21 protein-coding genes are annotated in these 18,593 nt (G+C 67.7%); 8 read left to right on the top strand and 13 right to left on the bottom strand.

Annotation, left to right across the window (positions count from 1 at the left end; all coding sequences use genetic code 11):
- Positions 1-91: 91 nt before the first annotated feature.
- From G6N53_RS27395 to G6N53_RS27385, 3 genes are read left to right on the top strand one after another with little or no spacing between them, the layout of a single operon-like run.
- Complete coding sequence (locus G6N53_RS27395) at positions 92-745, top strand: hypothetical protein (RefSeq protein WP_205390609.1); 654 nt, start codon at positions 92-94, stop codon at positions 743-745.
- Positions 742-1,323, top strand: coding sequence for a cytochrome c oxidase subunit 3 (locus tag G6N53_RS27390; RefSeq protein ID WP_163894464.1), 582 nt, complete (start codon positions 742-744; stop codon positions 1,321-1,323). The genes G6N53_RS27395 and G6N53_RS27390 overlap by 4 nt, the downstream gene beginning before the upstream one ends.
- Entirely contained in the window at positions 1,323-1,592 is a 270-nt protein-coding gene (locus G6N53_RS27385; protein WP_163894462.1) for a cytochrome C oxidase subunit IV family protein, read from the top strand. Before G6N53_RS27390 ends, G6N53_RS27385 begins: the two co-directional genes overlap by 1 nt.
- Positions 1,593-1,601: 9 nt before the next feature.
- On the opposite strand, the gene G6N53_RS27380 is transcribed toward G6N53_RS27385, so the two are convergent.
- Positions 1,602-2,426, bottom strand: a complete 825-nt coding sequence (locus tag G6N53_RS27380; RefSeq protein WP_163894460.1) for an LLM class F420-dependent oxidoreductase — start codon at positions 2,424-2,426, stop codon at positions 1,602-1,604.
- 120 nt (positions 2,427-2,546) lie between these two features.
- On the opposite strand from G6N53_RS27380, the gene G6N53_RS27375 reads away from it, so the two are divergent.
- A complete protein-coding gene (locus G6N53_RS27375) occupies positions 2,547-3,644 on the top strand; it encodes a glutamate--cysteine ligase 2 (protein WP_163894458.1) in 1,098 nt (365 codons plus the stop codon).
- Here G6N53_RS27375 and G6N53_RS27370 read toward each other — a convergent pair.
- The 9 genes from G6N53_RS27370 to G6N53_RS27330 form a co-directional block, all read right to left on the bottom strand.
- On the bottom strand, positions 3,641-4,399 hold the full coding sequence (locus tag G6N53_RS27370; RefSeq protein ID WP_371870868.1) for an anti-sigma factor: 759 nt from the start codon (positions 4,397-4,399) through the stop codon (positions 3,641-3,643). The genes G6N53_RS27375 and G6N53_RS27370 overlap by 4 nt on opposite strands.
- The gene (locus G6N53_RS27365) at positions 4,396-4,974 is read right to left on the bottom strand and encodes a sigma-70 family RNA polymerase sigma factor (protein ID WP_205390480.1); all 579 of its coding nucleotides are present in this window, start codon (positions 4,972-4,974) and stop codon (positions 4,396-4,398) included. The genes G6N53_RS27370 and G6N53_RS27365 overlap by 4 nt, the downstream gene beginning before the upstream one ends.
- Before the next feature lie 103 nt (positions 4,975-5,077).
- Positions 5,078-5,854: a DUF1365 domain-containing protein gene (locus tag G6N53_RS27360; protein WP_163894454.1), complete on the bottom strand. Its 777-nt coding sequence runs from the start codon at positions 5,852-5,854 to the stop codon at positions 5,078-5,080.
- A gap of 81 nt (positions 5,855-5,935) precedes the next feature.
- Positions 5,936-7,003 carry a poly-gamma-glutamate hydrolase family protein gene (locus G6N53_RS27355; protein WP_163894452.1) on the bottom strand — a complete coding sequence of 356 codons (1,068 nt, stop codon included), beginning with the start codon at positions 7,001-7,003 and terminating at the stop codon, positions 5,936-5,938.
- Positions 7,004-8,230 carry an Nramp family divalent metal transporter gene (locus G6N53_RS27350; protein ID WP_163894450.1) on the bottom strand — a complete coding sequence of 409 codons (1,227 nt, stop codon included), beginning with the start codon at positions 8,228-8,230 and terminating at the stop codon, positions 7,004-7,006. It abuts the gene before it with no gap.
- 114 nt (positions 8,231-8,344) lie between these two features.
- The gene (locus G6N53_RS27345) at positions 8,345-8,566 is read right to left on the bottom strand and encodes a hypothetical protein (protein WP_163894448.1); all 222 of its coding nucleotides are present in this window, start codon (positions 8,564-8,566) and stop codon (positions 8,345-8,347) included.
- A gap of 36 nt (positions 8,567-8,602) precedes the next feature.
- Positions 8,603-8,854, bottom strand: coding sequence for a hypothetical protein (locus G6N53_RS27340; protein ID WP_163894446.1), 252 nt, complete (start codon positions 8,852-8,854; stop codon positions 8,603-8,605).
- A 24-nt stretch (positions 8,855-8,878) separates the two neighbouring features.
- Entirely contained in the window at positions 8,879-9,955 is a 1,077-nt protein-coding gene (locus G6N53_RS27335) for an NAD(P)H-dependent amine dehydrogenase family protein (RefSeq protein WP_163894444.1), read from the bottom strand.
- Between the two features lie 10 nt (positions 9,956-9,965).
- On the bottom strand, positions 9,966-10,757 hold the full coding sequence (locus G6N53_RS27330; protein ID WP_163894442.1) for an SDR family oxidoreductase: 792 nt from the start codon (positions 10,755-10,757) through the stop codon (positions 9,966-9,968).
- Between the two features lie 140 nt (positions 10,758-10,897).
- Here G6N53_RS27330 and G6N53_RS27325 point away from each other — a divergent pair, with 140 nt between their 5' ends.
- Complete coding sequence (locus tag G6N53_RS27325; protein WP_163894440.1) at positions 10,898-11,752, top strand: type IV toxin-antitoxin system AbiEi family antitoxin; 855 nt, start codon at positions 10,898-10,900, stop codon at positions 11,750-11,752.
- 52 nt (positions 11,753-11,804) lie between these two features.
- On the opposite strand, the gene ku is transcribed toward G6N53_RS27325, so the two are convergent.
- From ku to G6N53_RS27310, 3 genes are read right to left on the bottom strand one after another with little or no spacing between them, the layout of a single operon-like run.
- Complete coding sequence (ku, locus tag G6N53_RS27320) at positions 11,805-12,734, bottom strand: non-homologous end joining protein Ku (RefSeq protein ID WP_163894438.1); 930 nt, start codon at positions 12,732-12,734, stop codon at positions 11,805-11,807.
- Positions 12,734-13,675 (bottom strand): carbohydrate kinase family protein, encoded by a 942-nt coding sequence (locus G6N53_RS27315; RefSeq protein ID WP_163894437.1) that lies wholly within the window; start codon positions 13,673-13,675, stop codon positions 12,734-12,736. Before G6N53_RS27315 ends, ku begins: the two co-directional genes overlap by 1 nt.
- Positions 13,672-15,132, bottom strand: a complete 1,461-nt coding sequence (locus G6N53_RS27310) for a mannitol dehydrogenase family protein (RefSeq protein ID WP_163894435.1) — start codon at positions 15,130-15,132, stop codon at positions 13,672-13,674. Before G6N53_RS27310 ends, G6N53_RS27315 begins: the two co-directional genes overlap by 4 nt.
- A 73-nt stretch (positions 15,133-15,205) precedes the next feature.
- Here G6N53_RS27310 and G6N53_RS27305 point away from each other — a divergent pair, with 73 nt between their 5' ends.
- From G6N53_RS27305 to G6N53_RS27295, 3 genes are read left to right on the top strand one after another with little or no spacing between them, the layout of a single operon-like run.
- Positions 15,206-16,231 (top strand): sugar-binding transcriptional regulator, encoded by a 1,026-nt coding sequence (locus G6N53_RS27305; protein WP_163894433.1) that lies wholly within the window; start codon positions 15,206-15,208, stop codon positions 16,229-16,231.
- 16 nt (positions 16,232-16,247) lie between these two features.
- On the top strand, positions 16,248-17,618 hold the full coding sequence (locus tag G6N53_RS27300) for an ABC transporter substrate-binding protein (RefSeq protein WP_205390479.1): 1,371 nt from the start codon (positions 16,248-16,250) through the stop codon (positions 17,616-17,618).
- Positions 17,618-18,592, top strand: a complete 975-nt coding sequence (locus tag G6N53_RS27295; RefSeq protein WP_163894431.1) for a carbohydrate ABC transporter permease — start codon at positions 17,618-17,620, stop codon at positions 18,590-18,592. The genes G6N53_RS27300 and G6N53_RS27295 overlap by 1 nt, the downstream gene beginning before the upstream one ends.
- Position 18,593: the final 1 nt, after the last annotated feature.

Genomic DNA, 18,593 nt, shown 5'->3' with positions numbered 1-18,593 from the left:
TGGCAAAAGTGTCAAAACTTGCGGGAGGGCCGGTAGCGTGCCAGCCGTGGAGCTGACACTGCAACGCATCGGCGCCTGGTCGGGCACCGTCATGATCATTCTCTACGGCGCCAGCTTCTCCGGTATCGCCCAGCTCTTCCCGCCACTGTCCCCGGCGGCCCCGGCCGACGAGATCGCCGCGTTCTTCGTCGACCAGAAGCTCTGGATCCGGTTCGGTGTCTCCGGTGCGCTGCTCAGCGCGGCGCTCGCCCTGCCGTTCCTGGCGACGATCGTGCTGCGGATCCGCCGGGCCGAGGGCGGCTGGGGCATGCTGTCGATGACCCAGCTGATGGCCGCGACGGTCTTCGTCCCGGCACTGCTGTTCCCGCAGTTCTTCCTCGGCGTGGCCGCCTACCGTCCCGAAGAGCGGTCGGCCGAGCTCACCCAGGCCCTCAACGACGTCTTCTGGCTGTGGTTCATCGGCATCGTCGGCACCATCATCGTGCAGAACATCACCCTGGCGGTCGCGGCGTTCGTCGACAAGGCCGACCCGCCGACCTTCCCGCGGTGGTACGGCTACCTCAACCTGTGGGTGGCCACGCTGTCGCTGCCGGGCTGTGTGGTGGTGGTGTTCAACGACGGACCGCTGGCCTGGAACGGCGTGTTCGCCTTCTACATCCCGGGCCTGGTTCTGGTGGTGTGGCTGTTCTCCACGACCGCGGTGATGCTGAAGTCGATCAAGGCCGAGCAGGCCCAACTGGCGTGAGCGGCACCGTGACCCCGCCGGTCACCCGGCGGATCCCCGGGGAAAGCGGCACCTGGGTCTTCCTGTTCGGCGACATGGCGGTCTTCGGCGCCTTCTTCGTCACCTTCCTCGTGGAGCGCGCCAAGGCACCCGAGGTGTTCGACGCCGCGCGCGGCACCCTGCACCTCGGTGTCGGGGTGCTCAACACACTGGTCCTGCTCACGAGCTCGCTGTTGGTGGTGCTGGCGCTGAACGCGCTACGGGCCGGCGCCGGATCGATCGCCACCCGCGCTGCGGCCGGGGCGATCGCGTTCGGCCTGGTCTTCATCGCCCTCAAGGTGTTCGAGTACATCTCGTTGGCCACCGCAGGGCACGGCCCCGGGGCCAACGATTTCTACCTGTATTACTTCATCCTCACCGGGCTGCACCTGTTCCATGTCTGCCTGGGCCTGGCCGCCCTGGCCTTTGTGCTCACCCAGACCCGCCGGGCCGAGCTCAGCGCGACCCGCACCGCGCTGGTCGAGGGAGCTGCCTGCTTCTGGCACCTGGTCGATCTGCTGTGGATCTTCCTGTTCGCACTGCTGTACCTGGTGAGCTGATGACTGTCCTCGATCTGCTGAAGAACCGCGCCGGCGCCAGCTGGCTGTTCCTCGTCGCCGCCACGATCCTGTCGTGGCTAGTCGGCGCCGAGCACGGGACCGGCTCGTTGGTGGCCGTCGTCGTACTGGCCATCGCGGCGATCAAGGTGCGACTGGTGGGACTGGACTTTATGGAGCTGCGCCACGCCCCGATCCCGCTGCGGGCCGCGTTCGAGTTCTACTGCGTGGGGATGTGGGCGCTGCTGTCGGGTCTGTACCTCTTCCTCTGACCCGGGCCGCTACTTCAGCAGCGCGATCACCTTCGAGAATGCCTCGGCGTGGCGTGCCTGCACGATGACGTAGCTGATGCCGTAGGTGTCGCGATAACCGCGAATCCGGTCGGCGATCTCCTGCGTCGACCCCGAGAGCACGCCGGGGTGGCGCAGCAGCTCGTCGTCGGACAGGCCGGGCAGGGAGTACCGGGTGATCGTCAGGTCGGGCCGTCCGGAGTCGTCGACCGGCATCGCGGTGACGGCGACGTTCAGCTCCAGGTCGTCGAAGCGCTCGACAGCGGCCGCACGCACGAACGCGATCCGGTCGGCCAGCGGATCCTCGTCGCCGCTCGGAGCCCGGTCTCCGCCGGTGAGCCCGATGATATCGGCGCAGCGCGCGGCGATACGGAGCACCCGGTCGCCGTTTCCGGCGATCATGATCGGCACGTCGGGCAGGTGCTCGGCCAGGTGGGCGGTGGTGTCCTTGAGATGGTCGACGCGCTCGCCCGCACTGGGGAACGGGATCCCCGCGGCGTCGAACTCTTCCTTGACGTAGCCGGTGCCGAGCCCGAGCTCGAACCGGCCGTCGCTGAGCTCGTGCAGCGCGGCCACGTCGCGGGCCAGCAGTGCCGGCCGGTAAAACGCCGAGTTGATGACGAACGTGCCCACCCGCAGCGTCGAGGTCGCCATCGCGATGGCCGTCATGACCGGGAACGGCGCAACACCCCCGAGGTGGTCGGGGACATGCAGGATGTCGAATCCCTGGCCCTCCGCCCGGCGCGCCGTCTCCTCGAGCGTCGTCCGTGAGCCGCCCCGCGTGACGCCCACTCCGAACCGGAAATCCTTGACCACAAAAACGATGGTAGGCGGCACGTTTGAGGCCGGCGGGTGGCGGGCATATGAGCGAGTGACTTCCTCACCCAGATCCGGCCCGTCGTCGAACCATCCGACGGGCCGGATCAGTTTTTGGCCATGACCAACCCACCCACGCTCGGCGTCGAAGAGGAGTTCCTTCTCGTCGACCCCACCTCGGGCGCGCCCGTCGCACGCAACAAGTCGGTGGCCGACCGGGCCGCCGAGCACGGCGTCGAACTGCAGCTCGAGCTGACGAGCTGCCAGGTCGAGACCGCGACCGGCGTCGTCACCGAGATCGACGACCTCCGCGAGCAACTGGTCAGGCTGCGGCGCACCGCGGCCAACGCCGCCGAACGGACCCGGGCGCAGTTGCTCGCGGTCGGGCTGCCGCCGACGCTGCCCCGGGAGTTTCCCGTCACCGACACCCCGCGCTACCGCGACATCGGGGAGATGTTCGGCATGATCGCTCACGAACAGGGCATCTGCGGCGCCCACGTGCACGTCGCAGTGCCCGATCGCGACGCCGCCATCGCTGTCAGCAACCGGCTGCGTCCCTGGTTGCCGCAGCTGCTGGCGCTGACCGCGAACTCGGCGATCTACCGCAACACCGACACCGGTCATGCCAGCTGGCGAAGCGTGCTGTGGGCGCGCTGGCCCAGCGCCGGTCCGCCGCCGCAGTTCGGCTCTGCCGAGGAGTACGACGCCGCAGTGCAGCTGCTGTGCGATACCGGCGTGATGCGCGACGCCGGAATGGTCTACTGGGACGTCCGGCCGTCGGCGAACTTCCCGACGGTGGAGGTGCGGGTCGCCGACGTCCCCGCCACGGTGGCCGAGACGGTGCTTTTCGCCGCGCTGGTCCGCGGTTGCGTGACGACGGCCCTCGACGACGCCCGGCGCGGCGAACACACCCTGTCGTTGGCACCGTTCCTGCTGAAGGCTGCGTACTGGAAGGCCGCCCGCGACGGGCTCGACGGCGACGGTGTCGATCTGCAGAACCGTGCCACCGCGCCCGCGCTCGAGCTTCTCGAGGGTCTTGTAGACAGGGTCCGCCCGGCGCTGGAGGACGCAGGAGACTACGAGCTCGTGACAACCGGGCTGGCACGGATCGCCGAGGTGGGCAATGGTGCGATGCGTCAGCGCCGGGCCTGGGAGCGCCGGCACGACATGGGCGACGTGCTGGCCGCCGCCGCGGCGGCGACGCTGGAAGCGCCCTAGACCAGCGGTAGTTCCGCGAACACCGGGCTCGTGGGTTGAGCAGACCCTCCGGGTGGCTCGACGGTGAACGCCAGCGCCCGCGACGAACCCAGGTCGGGGAGCACCGCGGTGGTCGAGGGCGCCACCGCCTCGGCGTCCATGGTCCCGGCCGAGTGCGGCCCGTCCGCGTCGACCAGCCACATCTGGTAGACGGTGCCGGGCTGCGGCGGCGGCACGTTGTTCATCACCAGCACACCGGAGTCCCGCTCCCGGGAGAACACCACCGTGGCCACCCCTCCGCCGGGGATCTCGCCGGAGATGGTGCGGACATCGGGGGCGGCGAACACCTGATCGGCGGTCGACGGTGCGGGTGCGGGTCGCATCGCAAGCCCGACACCGAGCGCACCGAGGCCGACCACGATGGTCGCTGCCGCGGCAAGGACCGGCTTGGCCCAGCGGCTGGTCTGCCGCTCGGCGGGTCTGATCTGCCGAACGCGGTCGTCGGAGATCTGTTCGAGCAACTGGTCGCGAAGATGAGTGGGAGGCTCGACAGCGGTGGCGGCCGCGATCGCCGCCATCGTTTCCCGAGCGGCCCGCACCTCGGAGACGAATGCCTCCGCGACGTCGGGAGGGGCCTCCCCGAGGCGCCTGTCGATCTCGGCGGTCTCGGCGTCGGTCAGGGCGTGCAACGCGTACGGCGTCGCCATCGACAACAGGTCCATTTCCGGGGGGCCGGCGGACCCAGGAGGGACAGAAGGACCAGGAGGATAGGTCATGCCACGACCCCCAGACATCTGCGCAGGCCACGGATGGCGTCACGCATCCGCGACTTGATGGTCGCCAGGTTCGCCGACAGTCGCTCCGACACCTGGGCGTAGGTGAGCCCGTCGTAGTAGGCGAGCTGGATGCATTCGCGCTGGTGGTCGGTCAGCGATCCCAGACACTCGGTCACCTGACGATGCTCGTCGCCGCGGATGACGGTCTCGGCGACGTGATCTGACACCGGCTCGACGTTGGCGGCGCCGTAGCGGGATTCCCGCGTGCTGGCCGCCTGCTCGGAGCGCACCCGGTCGACCGCCCGCCGGTGGGCCAGGGTCATCAGCCAGGCCAGCGGAGATCCGGCGGACGGGTCGTAGTTCTCGGCGGTCCGCCACACCTGCAGGTAGATGTCCTGGGTGGTTTCCTCGCTGTAGCCGGGGTCCCGCAAAACCCGCGTGACCAGGCCGAACACCCGTGACCGGGTCAAATCGTAGAAGGCCGCGAACGCTTCGGTGTCCCGCCGGGCCACCTGGCGCAGAAGTGCGTCGAGTTCGGCGGTCACGCCCGGTAGCCTAGCTACCAGCGCATTCATAGTCACGTTAATCGGTACTTCGGCGGTGTCGCTGTGAAAAACGAAGTCCGCGAACGGTATTCACCGGATACCCGCCGGCAGGTAATTTGCCCGCGGTGATTCCTCATAGTTGGTCCACCTTTTCCCGCTCCACACTCGGTTGCGGAACCACCGGGACCCGTCGCAGCCACAGCAGTACTGCCTGTACCCGCATGCTCAGCGCGTTCATCAGCGGGGCCATCGGCGCGACGACCTGCATGGCCAGGATCTGGGCGACGCCTGCCGGCTTCCTGGTGCCGCGCAGCGTCGCGACGAACGCGGGATGGTCGTCGCGGTGAAGCGAGATCCGGACGTTGAGCTGGTCGTCCGGCTGTGGTGCCCGAACCAGGTAGTGGCCGTCCATGCCGGTGAACGGCGAGGTGTAGAGCTTTTTGCACACCATCGCCGGCCGGTCGTCCGACGGTGGCAGCAAGTAGGCATGGCGTCCGCCCGAGGTGTTCTGCACCTCGGCGATGACGTAGCGCAGCACCCCTCGCGCGTCATGGCACCAGTACAGACTCAGCGGATTGAACACGTAGCCGAGCACCCGAGGTTGCATCAGCGCGGTCACCCTGCCGCCGCCGAGGTTGATGTCCTTGTCGGCGAGGAACGCCTCTACGCGGTCGCGGAGCGTGTCGTCCTCAGTGCCCCACAAGTGGTCGCGGGCATCGAAGGTGGCGAACGGACGCAGCCAGCGCGGCAGCCGCGGCAAAGCGTCGAGATCGACGAACCAGCTGTAGCTGCGGTGCTCGAAGTAGTGGTGCACCGGTGCCCGACGCAGGTGAGTGATGCGGGTGCGGTACAGCGCGGGGCTCACCGCGCCGGCGTCGATGACCGGGATCGACTGCTTTCCTGCGTACATGGGTTCCACATACGCCTATTCGGAGCGGCGTCACCGACGGATGGGTGTGGCGCCGGCCGATCAGGTGCGGCGTAGCTAATGTCACAAATCGAGACTCCAGGACCGCGCACCCTGCGCCAGACCCTGCACGAGCGCCGAAGTGGCAGGGGGCAGACCGTCGTCGCCGGGCATGGCGCTGCGGGGGCTGATGCCGCGCACCCGCGCCGGCAATTCCAGCTGGGCGCCACCGTTGCGGACCCGGTTGACCGGGTTGTCGGGGTGCAGGCCACGGAGTTCGCGCGGAATCGCGTCGAGGTCGGTGACGACCTGGTAGCCCGGGATGTCGATGTGGTCGGTGAGGTGCCCGGCCAGTTCCCGGTGACGCCCGCCTGCCAGCAGTTGGGTGCTGCGGCCCATCCGGCCGTAGCCGTGCAGCGATACCGCCACGTCGACGTGGTCGAGAAACTCGGCGAGCCGCGGCGACTCGTCGCGGCGGTAGAGCGCAGACGGGAGGTGGTGCGGATAGTGATCGGGATGACGGACCACGTACAGCGATGCGCCTGCGGCATCGGCGGCGCGTTCGGCGATGACGTCGGTCATCTGTTCCAGGCCGCCGCCGTGGATGGCCAGGAATCCGAACCCCGACCGCAACGTGCTGTATTCGGCGACCGCAGGATCGGCAAGCAACGCTGAAAGCGTCTGTGGCGCAGCGGCATCGGAGTGGTCTTTGCGCTGCGGCCAGCCGGCCGGGTCCCAGCGTTCCAGAAAAGCGATCCACCGGTGCGGCAGACTGTGGTGGCGGGCGCCGTCGAGGATGCGTTCCAGGTACCCGGTCCGCGGTGGCCCCGGCTCGACGCGGTGGTCGATGTAGACCCAGGCCGGTGACGGGCCGTTCCCGGTGGCCACGGTGAGCCGGTCGCGGCGGTAGCGCAGCGGTACCCCTTCGGCGCTGTCGAGGGTGGCGAGGTCGCGGTCGGACACCTGCCAGATGACCCCGTGGACCTCGCTGCCGGTGAATGGTTCGACGGTGGCCACACCACGCTCGTTGATCAGCCAGTCGTGGTCGGCGAGTGTCGCGGGCTGCGGGTCGGTCGCATCCGGGCATCGTTGCGCCATCTGCCGCACGCACAGGTTGGACCCGTACGCGAAGTAGATGTGCCGGTCTGCCATTCAGCCCGTCAGTGTCAGATAGATCAGGACCACATTGAGAAGACTAATGACTCCCGCAACCGTCCAGCCGAGGACAGTGGTGACGCGATGGTTGATGTCGCCGCCCATCAGGGAGGCGTTAGCGGTCAGCCGCACCAGCGGAATGAGGGCAAAAGGTATCCCGAAGGACAGCACGACCTGGGACAACACCAGCGCACGGCTCGGGTCGACGCCGACGGCCAGGATCACCAGGGCCGGCAGCAGCGTGACGAGTCGGCGCGTCACCAGCGGCACCGACCGGCGCAGCAACCCCTGCATGATCATCGCGCCGGCGTAGGCGCCCACCGACGAGGACGCGAGACCGGAGGCCAGCAGGCCGATCGCGAACAACAGCGCCACGGTGTATCCCAGCGCATTCTGCACTGCCTGATGTGCGCCTTCGATGGAGTCGGTGTTCTCGATGCCCTGCAGGTTGGTGGCGGCGACCAGCAGCATCGACAGGTTCACCGCGCCGGCGAGCAGCATGGCGATGCCGACATCCCACCGCGTCGCGCGCAGCAGTCGCCGCCTGGCCGGGCCGGGCGGCGCATGACCGTGACGGTCGCGGGCCAGGCCGGAATGCAGGTACACCGCGTGGGGCATCACCGTGGCGCCGAGCATGGCCGCCGCCAGCAGAATGCTCTCGGCGCCGTCGAACCGCGGTATCAACCCGGCCGCGGCCTCGTCGACCGGCGGTGGCGCGGCCACCAGGCTGGTGAGGAAGCCGATCGCGATGATCAGCAGCAGACCGGTGATGACCCGTTCGAAAGTCTGCTGGCCGCGGCGGTCCTTCACCACGAGCAGCAGTAGCGACACCGCCCCGGTGATGACGCCGCCGACCAGCAAGGGCAGGTCGAACAACAGGTACAGCGCGATCGCACCACCCACCACCTCGGCGAGATCCGTTGCCATCGCCACCAACTCGGCCTGGACCCAGTACGCCAGCCGGCTCGGTCGGCCCATCCGCGCCCCGACGGCTTCCGGCAGCGACAGCCCGGTCACCAACCCCAGCTTCGCCGAAAGGTACTGGACGAGCACTGCCATCAGGTTGGCGACGACGATCACCCAGACCAGCAGGAAACCGAACTGTGCACCGGCGCTGACGTTGGCCGCGACGTTGCCGGGGTCGACGTAGGCGATCGCCGCGACGAACGCGGGTCCGAGCAACAGCCAGCCGGGCCGCGTCTGCGGACGGACGTCTCGCGTCACCACACCCCTCTTCTATCCGGACGAGCGAACAGAAAAGTTAGGCTAGACGAAACCTTGGGGACGAGGCAATGCGGCCCACGCGTCGCGCGGGCGGAGATCAGTCTCCGATGCCGCTCAGTCCCCGATACCGAAGGCGCCGACGAGCGGCCAGAATCCGATGCCCTGCCAGCCGCCGTAGTTCCACGGGGGCGGGGTGGTGGTCAGTTGGGTGCTGCCGTTGGTCTCGCAGAACGTCACGGTCGACCCGACGTCAGTGCATTGCGGTGCCGCGGCGGCCGTTGGCGCCGCTCCGATGGCAAGGGCCGCTCCGGCGATCGCCAGCGCAAGAATTCTCATGACCGGCTACTCGCTCCAGTTGTCCGTCCGTCCTCGTCAGAGGATGAACATCCCCATGCCCCACGGGAACATCGACTGGCTCACGTTGGGCGCGAGAACGCTTGGCCGCGAATCGATCTGGGCATTGCCCGGGGACTGGCACACGGTGGTCGAGCCGCCCTGATAACCGCCGCCCTGTCCGGTCTCGGTGCAGTTCGGCTGGGCCAGTGCGACGGGTGCGGCAGCGATCGCCACGGATGCACCGCCTGCGACCAGGAAAGCGGCGAGGGTGCTGAGGCGAGCCTTCATGTCTTCAGATCCTTCCAGCGTGGGTTACCGCTCAGCGTACAGCCCTTTGCCGGTAATGGGAGGCAAGTCGAGCGCCGTCACGATTCCCGCCGGGGCGCTCAACACCGCAGGAATGGCATTGACGACGCGCGCCGCCGTCGCCACCAGACCGGCGTGGTTGTGGTCGCCGTTCGGACTGCTCAGGCACAGGTCGAGAGCGTAGGAGGGTTCGCCGGTGATCTCGATCCGGTAGCTGCCGCCGTGCGCGGCGGGCTGCGGCCACTCGGGGCACAGGTCGTCGCGCAGCCGGGTCACGTGCTCGAGGACCACGGCGACGTCACCGTCCTTCATGCCGCGCACCTCGAACCGCATCGCGGCGGTGGTGCCCTTCTTGATGTGGCCGGAGGCGATGTCGAAGTCCTCGGGCGCGGGCACCCGAACATGGGTCTCGGTCACCTCGTCGAGCTCGATGCCCAGGCCGGCGGCCAGCTGTCGGACCACTGAACCCCACGCCAGGCTCAGCACACCGGGCTGCAGCAGCATCGGGGTGTCGTCGAGGCTGCCGCCGAAGCCCATGACGTCGAACATCACCGTCGCGCTGTCGTAGGTGTCGTAGTTGATGATCTCCATGCAGCGGATCTGCTGGACGCTCTGGCACGTGCCGGCCAATGCCAGCGGCAGCAGGTCGTTGGCGAAGCCGGGATCGATGCCGTTGACGAAGATGCTCGCGTTTCCGGCCTTCGCGGCGTCCTCGATCGGTGTGACCATCTCGTCGGGCAGTACCTGCCACGGGTACTGCAGGAAGACCGCAGCGCTGCCGACGACGTTGACGCCTGCTTCCAGGATGCGCCGGTAGTCCTCGAGCGCTTCGGTCAGCCTGTTGTCGGCCATCGCGGTGTACACCGCGACGGCGGGTTCGGTCGCCAGCACGGCATCGAGATCTGTGGTCGCCAGGATGCCGGTGGAATCCTGCAGTCCGGCAAGCTCGGCGGCGTCCTTGCCGGCCTTCGCCTCGGAGGAGACCCACACTGCGGTCAGCTCGAATCGCGGGTCGGTGATCAGCTGGGTCAGCGCGTGCCTGCCGACGTTTCCGGTGCCGATGGCGGCCACTTTGATGGTCATGTCTCGGTCCTCACAGGTCGGGGATGGGTAACTCGAGGTTCGGGAAGGTGAGGCCGCCGTCGACCTCGAGCGTCTTGCCGGTCAGGTAGCTGCCCGCCGGCGAAGCGAGGTAGACCGCCGCGGCGGCGATGTCGAGCGGGTCGCCGAGTCGGCGCATCGGGGTGGCCTGCTCCATCGGGGTGCGCAGCTCTTCGTTGCGGGCCACGACGTCGAGAGCGGAGGTGAGGATCGATCCGGGTGCGATGGCGTTGACCCTGATGCGTGGGGCGAGGTCGAGCGCCGACAGTCGTGTGTAGTGCGACAGCGCAGCCTTCGCGGTGCCATAGGCGGCAAAACCGCGCCCGGCTACCCGAGCCATCGTCGAGGTGATGTTGATGATGCTGCCGCCACCGGAGTGCTCCAACATCAGCGGGACCGCGGCGGTGGTCAGCGCGTGGGCAGTCGCCACATTGAACGTGAAGGCGTCGCGCATGTCCTTCGTCGACGTGCTCAACAGAGCGTTGGGCATGGTGCCGCCGACGTTGTTGACGACGATGTCTAGTTTCCCGAACGCCTCGATGGCCTGTGCCGCGAGAGCTGCCGTGTCGTCTGGGCGGGCGAGGTCGGCGACGACGATGTGCGCGCGGCGGCCCGCGTTGCCGATCTGCTCGGCGACCTCTTCGAGCTGGGCTTGAGTGCGGGCTGCGATCAGTACGTCTGCGCCGGCCTCGGCGAACGCCAACGCCATGGCGGCGCCGAGGCCCCGGCCGGCGCCGGTCACCACGGCCACCTGATCGTCGAGTCTGAACCTGTCGAGAATCACGCGCGCCACCGTAACAAGAACCTGTTCTAGTTTGTCGCGATTTCGGCGTGATGGCAGTGACGGACGGTTGTCCACAACCAAGATGCAGAAGTGGGCTACTCACTGCTGGTCTGTCGGTTGCCCGCCCGAGTATCAGCGGCATGCGGTTTCCGTTCCTGGGCGCCGAGGCCGTCGCCGACGGCAGGCTGACACGCGGCCAGTTGCGCTGGAACTACCGGGCGGTGCAGCCCGGGGTCTACGTCCCCAAGGGTGCGGCGGCCAGCGTGCTCGTCAATGCACAGGCAGCCTGGTTGTGGTCCGGCCGACGCGGCATCATCGCGGGTAGGGCGGCCGCTTCGCTACTCGGGGCGAACTGGGTCGACGTCGACACACCTATTGAGCTGATCGCCGAACACACCAGGCGCCGACAGGGTGTGATCGTGCGTGAAGAGCGGATCGGCGCCGACGAATATGCGCTCATCGGAGATATGCCGGTGACCACCCCGGCCCGCACCGCGCTCGACCTGGCACGCCATCTTCCGCGCGACCTCGCCGTCGCCCACCTGGACTCGCTGGCGGGCGCCACCGGTGTCACCGCCTTCGAGGCGCTCGAGGTCGCCGACCGATATCGAGGAGCTCGTGGTGTCCGACGCGCGCGGTCGGCGCTGGCGCTGATGGATGCGGGCGCGCAGTCTCCGCGGGAGACCCGGCTGCGGCTGATGCTCATCGACGACGGTCTTCCCGTTCCGGCGACGCAGGTCCGGGTCAGTGACGGTCGCAACGAGTCGTTCCTCGACCTCGGCTACCACGAGCCGCAGGTCGGGCTGGACTACGAGGGAGCCCATCACAGTGCCCAGCGCCGGTGGTACGTCCGCGACATCGGCCGATCGGAGTTCATCGAAAGCCAGGGCTGGATCGACATCAAGGTGGTGGCGGAACACAGCCGGGCCTTCATCCTGCACCGCGTGCGCTCAGCCCTGACCCGGCGGGGCTGGACGATGCCGAGATCTGCATGAAGGTCGCCGGATGTCCGGCCCGGCAGCCATCACGCAGAAGTCGGCAGAGGTGTCAGCCCTTCTTGGCTGCGGTCTTCTTGGCGGGCGACTTCTTGGCCGCGGCCTTCTTCGCCGGCGCCTTCTTGGAAGCCTTCTTGGCGGGGGCCTTTTTGGCGGGCTTGTCGTCGGAGCCCGAGCCCGAGTCGGAGCCGCTCTTGCGCGCCTTCACGCTGGCCTCGAGCTTGGCGAGCAGATCGGAGACGTCTTCGGTCTCGTCGAGCTCCTGGGGCTCCTCCTCGGTGGTGAACGCCTCGCCGCCCTCGAGCTTCGCCTGCACCAACTCGCGCAGGTGCTCCTGATAGTCGTCGTGATAGCGGTCGGGGTTGAAGTCGTCGGTCATCGAGTCGACCACCTGGCTGGCCATCTTCAGCTCGGCCGGTTTGACCTCGACTTCCTTGTCCAGCACCGGGAAGTCGGGATCACGGATCTCGTCCGGCCACAACAGCGTGTGGATCATCATCACGTCGCGCTTGCTGAAGTCCTTGACCCGCAACGCCGCGAGCCGGGTCTTGTTGCGCAGCGCGAAGTTCACGATGGCCACCCGGTCGGTCTCCATCAGCGTCTTCGCAAGCAGCACATACGACTTCGACGACTTGCCGTCGGGCTCCAGGAAGTAACTGCGGTCATACATCATGGGATCGAGGTCGCCCGCCGGGACGAACTCGAGCACGTCGATCTCGCGGCTGCGTTCCTCGGGCAGGGTCGCGATGTCGTCGTCGGTGATGATGACGGTCTGGCCGTCGTCGGAGTCGTAGGCCTTGGCGATGTCGCGGTACTCGACGACCTCGCCGCACACCTCGCAGACCCGCTTGTACCGGATGCGGCCGTTGTCCTTGGCGTGCACCTGGTGGAACTTGATGTCGTGGTCCTCGGTGGCGGTGTAGACCTTGACCGGTACGTTGACCAGGCCGAAGGCGATCGAGCCCTTCCAGATGGAACGCATCAGCCCAGTATGTCCGATGAACCCGCCGCATCCAGTGCGGCGCGGTCGGGTAGATCGGCACCGGCCCGCGCCACGGTCAACGCAGCGGCCCGCGACGCCGCGCGGACGGCGCCCGTCAACTCGTCCAATCCGATGGCCGCCAGACGGGAACGGCGCTCGGCGCCGAGCAGGTCCTGCGACCACAGCGCATCGATGAGCCCGGTCATGAACGCATCACCGGCGCCCACGGTGTCCACCACGTCCACATTTGGTGCTGGTACCCGCACATCACCGGCCGCACACCTGGCGACCGCGCCGTCGCCGCCGAGAGTCACCACGACGACGGACACGCCGAGTGCCAGCCAGGCCGCACCGATCTGCTCGGGTGCGAAGTCCGGATCGATCCAGCGAAGGTCTTCGTCGCTGACCTTGACCACGTCGGCCTTCTCCAGAATCCGGTCGATCCGGTTCCGTGCCGCCTGGGCGTCGGTGATGAGCGCCGGGCGGATGTTGGGGTCGAAGGTGACAGTGGCCGAGGGACGGTAGGTGTCCACCAGAGCTGCGGTCGCCCGGCAGCCGGGCTCCAAGACGGTGGCGATCGATCCGGTGTGCAGCACCAGCGGGGGCGGAACCGGTGGGGTCCCGCTGAGCTGCCAGTCGATGTCGAAGGAGTACGTCGCCGCGCCGGACTCGTCGAGAAAGGCGCGCGCGGTGGCGGTGCGCCCGGCGTCGGTGGAGCCGGAAACCATTCGTACCCCGGCTGTTTCGACGAACTCACGGATCCGTTGGCCGCGCTCGTCGGTGCCGATGTGGGTGAGGAAGTCGACGTCGCGGCCCAGCCGGGCCAGGCCGACCGCGACATTGAGGGGGCTGCCCCCAACGTGTTCGCCGGTGATGTGTCCGCCGCGCTCCACCACATCGATCAGCGCCTCACCGATGACGAGCGCGCGTCGGCCGTTCATCGCTGCCCGTCCCTGCCGACCAGCATTTCGAGGGTGGCGCGGGCGCCGTTGCGGTACAACGAGTCCAGCGTCTCGGTATAGGCCGCGACGAAGCGGGGATGCTCGGCGAGGTCACCGAACAGATCGGTGTTCTCGATGAAGGAAGTGGGGTTCTCGCGCTGGGCCTTGGCCAGTGGGACGAGCGCGTCGGCCCTGTTGTCCTGCACGTCGATCGGCTCGCCCTGTTCGTCGACGCCCTCGGCGTAGCGAGCCCAGCTGGCGACCACCGCCGCCGACAGTCGCACGGGCGCGCCGCTGTCGAGGTTCGCGCGGATCACCGGCACCAGCCACTGCGGGATGCGGTCCGATGACCCGTAACACAGCCGCGCGATGGTGTCGCGCACACCGGGGTTGGCGAAGCGCTCGATCAGCGTGCGTTTGTAGTCGGGCAGGTCGATACCCGGAACCGGCTTCAGTGTCGGCGTCGCCTCCGAATCCATGTACTGGAGCAGGAATTCGGCGAACAACTCGTCGCCGGCGGCGTCGTGCACCAGTCGATAGCCGGCGAGGTAGGCGAAGTAGCACAGCGCCTGGTGCCCGGCGTTGAGCAGGCGTAGCTTCATCAGCTCGTAAGGGGTGACGTCGTCGACGAGTAGCACGCCGACCTCCTCGAGCGTGGGCCGGCCGTCGGAGAACTTGTCCTCGAGCACCCAGGCGGTGAACGGCTCGGCGATCACCGGCCAGCGGTCGTCGACACCGAATTCGCCCGAGATGGTCTCGATCACGTCCGGCGTCGTCACCGGCGTGATGCGGTCGACCATGGCATTCGGAAACCGGGTGTGGTCGCGCATCCACTGCGACAGGCCGGGATGCGCGCTGTCGGCGTAGGCGACGAAAGCCTCCTGCGCCACATGGCCGTTGCCCTCGATGTTGTCGCACGACATGATGGTCGGCGAGCGCACGCCGCGGTCTCGTCGCCGCGCCAATGCCTCGGTCACCAGCCCGAACACGTTGACCTCGGGCAGATTGTCGACGTGGTAGCCGCCCTCGGTGATGGTGAGCGAGATGATGCGGGTGCTCGGCGCGGCCAGCAACTCGATGACGCCCTCGGGGTCGTCGGGGGCGTAGCGGTAGTCGACGATCGATCCGACCACCCGGGCGTCGCGGGTGCCGTCCGGATTCTCCAGAAGCAGCGTGTAGAGCCCCTCTTGGGCTGCCATCACGTCGGCCATTTTGCGGTCGCCCGGCAACACCCCCACGCCGCAGATACCCCACCCGTCCGCGAGCCCACGGTCGAGCAACTGGTCGAGGTACATGGCCTGGTGGGCGCGGTGGAAGCCGCCCACGCCGAAGTGCACGATGCCGATCTCGAGGGCGCCGCGGTCGTAGGTCGGTGTCGGTATGGCCAGCTGCGCAAGGCTGTGGTTGTCGAGGTTCACCGAGTGCGGGGAATGTGTTGTGTGCGTCACATTCACCATGTTAACGTGATGAGCATATTCACACACCCCTGAGCAGATGCTCACAGTGGTGGATCTGGCGTGAGAGGTGAGAATGGCCGTACCTGTGTCCGAACGGGGTGACGACGCTCTGGCGCGTCGTCCGCGCCCGGAGGCCGAGGACCTGCGGCTGGCGCTTCGCGCGGCCACGCTGTATTACCTCGACGGGCTCACGCAGGCCGAGGTCGCCGCCAGGCTGGGGGTCTCCCGGCCGACGGCGGGGCGCCTGGTAGCTCGCGCGAAGGCTCGCGGATTGGTCCGCATCGAGGTGGCGGTGCCGCCAGACCTGCGCGACGACCTGCATGCCGACGAGGAACGTGAGCTCGAGAAGCGGTTCGGGCTCATCGAGGTCGTCGTTACCGGACACGGCGTCGACGTGGGTGCCCCGGGCCGTCCGGCGGCGTTCGCCAGTGTCGGCCGAGCCGCGGCGACGCTGCTGATGCGGCGACTGGAGGCCGACGACGTCCTGGGCTTCACCTGGGGCCCCGAGCAGGTCGCGGTGGCGACGGCGCTGACGCCGGGCGTGGCAACCTGCCGGGCGGTGGTGCAACTCGACGGTGCCGTGTCGAGCGCGGCATACCAGACGGGCGCCGACCGGATCCTGCAGAGATGCGCCGAAACGCTCCGTGCCGAGCCCATCCGGCTGCCCGCGCCGCTGTACGCCGACGCGTCGACGGTCGCCTCCATGCGCAGCGACTCGGTCATCTCCCGCAGCCTCGAGGCCGGGCGTCACGCGGACATGATGTTGTTCGGCGTCGGATCAGTGTCGACGTCGACCACCTTGTTCGAAGGCAGCTTCCTCGACAGTCGCATGCTCGACGAGCTCGTCACGCTGGGGGCCGTCGGCGAGATCGGTGGCCGGTTCTTCGATACCGAGGGACGTCCGGTGGACAGTGAGCTGCAGCACCGCGCGGTGTCGACGCCCCTCGAAGACGTTCGCGCCTGCGCCAAGACCCTGCTGATATCGAGCGGCATCACCAAACACCGCGCCACGCTGGCCGTGCTGCGCGGCGGTCTGGCCAAACTGCTCGTGTGTGACATCGATTGTGCCCGTTGGCTACTGGCCCAGAAGTTGGCGTAGAGGAAAGGGAGTTGCTGTGAAGATTCGAGGCCGAAGTCTCCACCGAATAACGGCGTGCGCGGCTGCGGCGGCGCTGACCTTCACAGCCGGGTGCTCCGGCGCGGGGAGCCTCGGCGCGTCGGACAACGAGGTGACGATCGCCTTGGTGTCGAACTCGCAGATGACCGACGCGCAGGAGCTGTCGACCGAGTTCGAGGCGCAGAACCCCGGCACCAAGCTCAAGTTCGTCACGCTGTCGGAGAACCAGGCCCGCGCCAAGATCACGATGTCGACGGCCATGGGCGGTAGCGAGTTCGACGTGGTGATGATCAGCAACTTCGAGACCCCGCAGTGGGCGCGGGACGGCTGGCTGCGCAACCTGTCGGATTATGCGGAGCAGACGCCGGGCTATGACCAGGACGACTTCATCCCGTCGCTGCGCGAATCCCTGTCATACGAGGGTGACATGTACGCGGTTCCGTTCTACGGGGAGTCGTCGTTCCTGATGTACCGCAAAGATCTCTTCGAGCAGGCCGGCATCGAGGTCGACCAGAGCCCCGGCTACCAGCCACAGTGGCAGGAGGTCGCGGACTGGGCGAGGACGTTGCAGACGCCGCAGCGCGCCGGAATCTGTCTGCGCGGAAAGCCCGGCTGGGGCGAGGTGCTCGCCCCCCTGAACACCGTGATCAACACCTTCGGCGGGCGGTGGTTCGACGAGCAGTGGAACGCCCAGCTCGACAGTCCCGAGGTCAAGCGCGCCGTCAACTTCTACGTCGACCTGCTCGACGACGCCGGTGAACTCGGCGCCTCCTCGACCGGATTCCAGGAGTGCGCAAACCTGTTCGGCCAGGGCCAGACCGCAATGTGGTACGACGCCACGTCGGCGGTGTCGGTGCTGGAGGACCCGCAGTCCTACCCGGACCTGGTCGGCAAGATCGGCTATCTGCCCGCGCCGGTCGCCGAGAAGCCGGATTCCGGCTGGCTCTACACCTGGGCGCTGGGGATTCCGAAGGCTGCCAAGAACCCAGACGGTGCCTGGGACTTCATCTCCTGGATGACCGACAAGGACTACATGCGGCTGGTGGGGGAGGAGCTGGGCTGGGCCCGCGTCCCGCCGGGTAGCCGGACCTCGACCTATACCGAACTGCCCGAATACGAGGCGATCTCGGAGTCCTACGGGCCACTGACGCTGCGCTCGATCGAGAACGCCGACCCGGAACAGCCGACCGTGCAGCCGGTGCCGTACACGGGCGTCCAGTTCGTCGGCATCCCAGAATTCCAGGATCTCGGCACCCGGGTCAGTCAGCAGATCAGCGCCGCGATCGCCGGTCAGAAATCGGTGGACGACGCGCTAGCCCAAGCACAGGAATACGCCGAGGTCGTCGGCCGGACCTACCAGGAGAAGTGATGACCGTTACCGCTGACACCGAACCGGAGGCCGGCGACAAGGACGTGGCAGAGCGGGTTCGCAAGATCCGTGCGGCGCAGAACGTCGGCGTGAGCCGCGCGGAAGGCTGGCGCAGGCGCGGGCCTCTGCTGCCGGCGCTGATCTTCATGATCGTCGTCACGCAGATTCCGTTCCTTTTCACGCTGTACTACTCGACGCAATCGTGGAACCTCGTCCGGCCCGGCTCCCGCGAGTTCGTCGGCTTCAACAATTACCTCGCGGTCGTCCGGGACAGCCAGTTCTGGACGGTGGCCTTCAACACGGTCGTGCTCATCGTGGGCGTGGTGCTGATCTCCGCCACCCTGGGGCTGCTGCTGGCGCTGCTGCTGGACCGCGCATTCCTCGGCCGCGGGATAGTCCGGACCCTGCTCATCACCCCGTTCCTCGTCACACCAGTTGCCGCTGCGCTGATCTGGAAGACGACGATTCTCGACCCGACGAACGGCATCTTGAACTGGGTGCTGTCGCTGGTCGGCATCGGTCCGGTGGACTGGATCGGCCAGTTCCCGCTGGCGATGGTGATGGTCGAACTGATCTGGCAGTGGACACCGTTCATGATGCTGCTGATTCTGGCCGGATTGCAGTCGATGCCCCGCGACATCCTCGAAGCCGGTCGCGTCGACGGCGCGGGAGCATTTCAGGTCTTCCGTGAGCTGACGCTGCCCCATCTTCGGCGCTTCATCGAGCTGGGCGTCGTACTCGGTGCGATCTATCTGGTGAACACCTTCGACGCCATCTACATGATGACCCAGGGCGGGCCCGGCATCGCCAGCGCGAACCTGCCGTTCTACATCTACCAGCGCGCCTTCCTGGGCTTCGATATGGGCCAGGCAGCGGCGATGGGCGTGGTGGTCGTGGTGTTCACCATCGCGATCGCCAGCGTCGCACTGCGGTTGATCTTCAAGTCGTTCTCCGGAAAGGAAGAGGCAGCCTGAC

The organism is Mycolicibacterium hippocampi, from assembly GCF_010723735.1.
Lineage (GTDB): Bacteria > Actinomycetota > Actinomycetes > Mycobacteriales > Mycobacteriaceae > Mycobacterium > Mycobacterium hippocampi.
The sequence above is the reverse complement of the archived record's forward strand: the minus strand, read 5'-3'. Positions and strand labels throughout refer to the sequence as shown.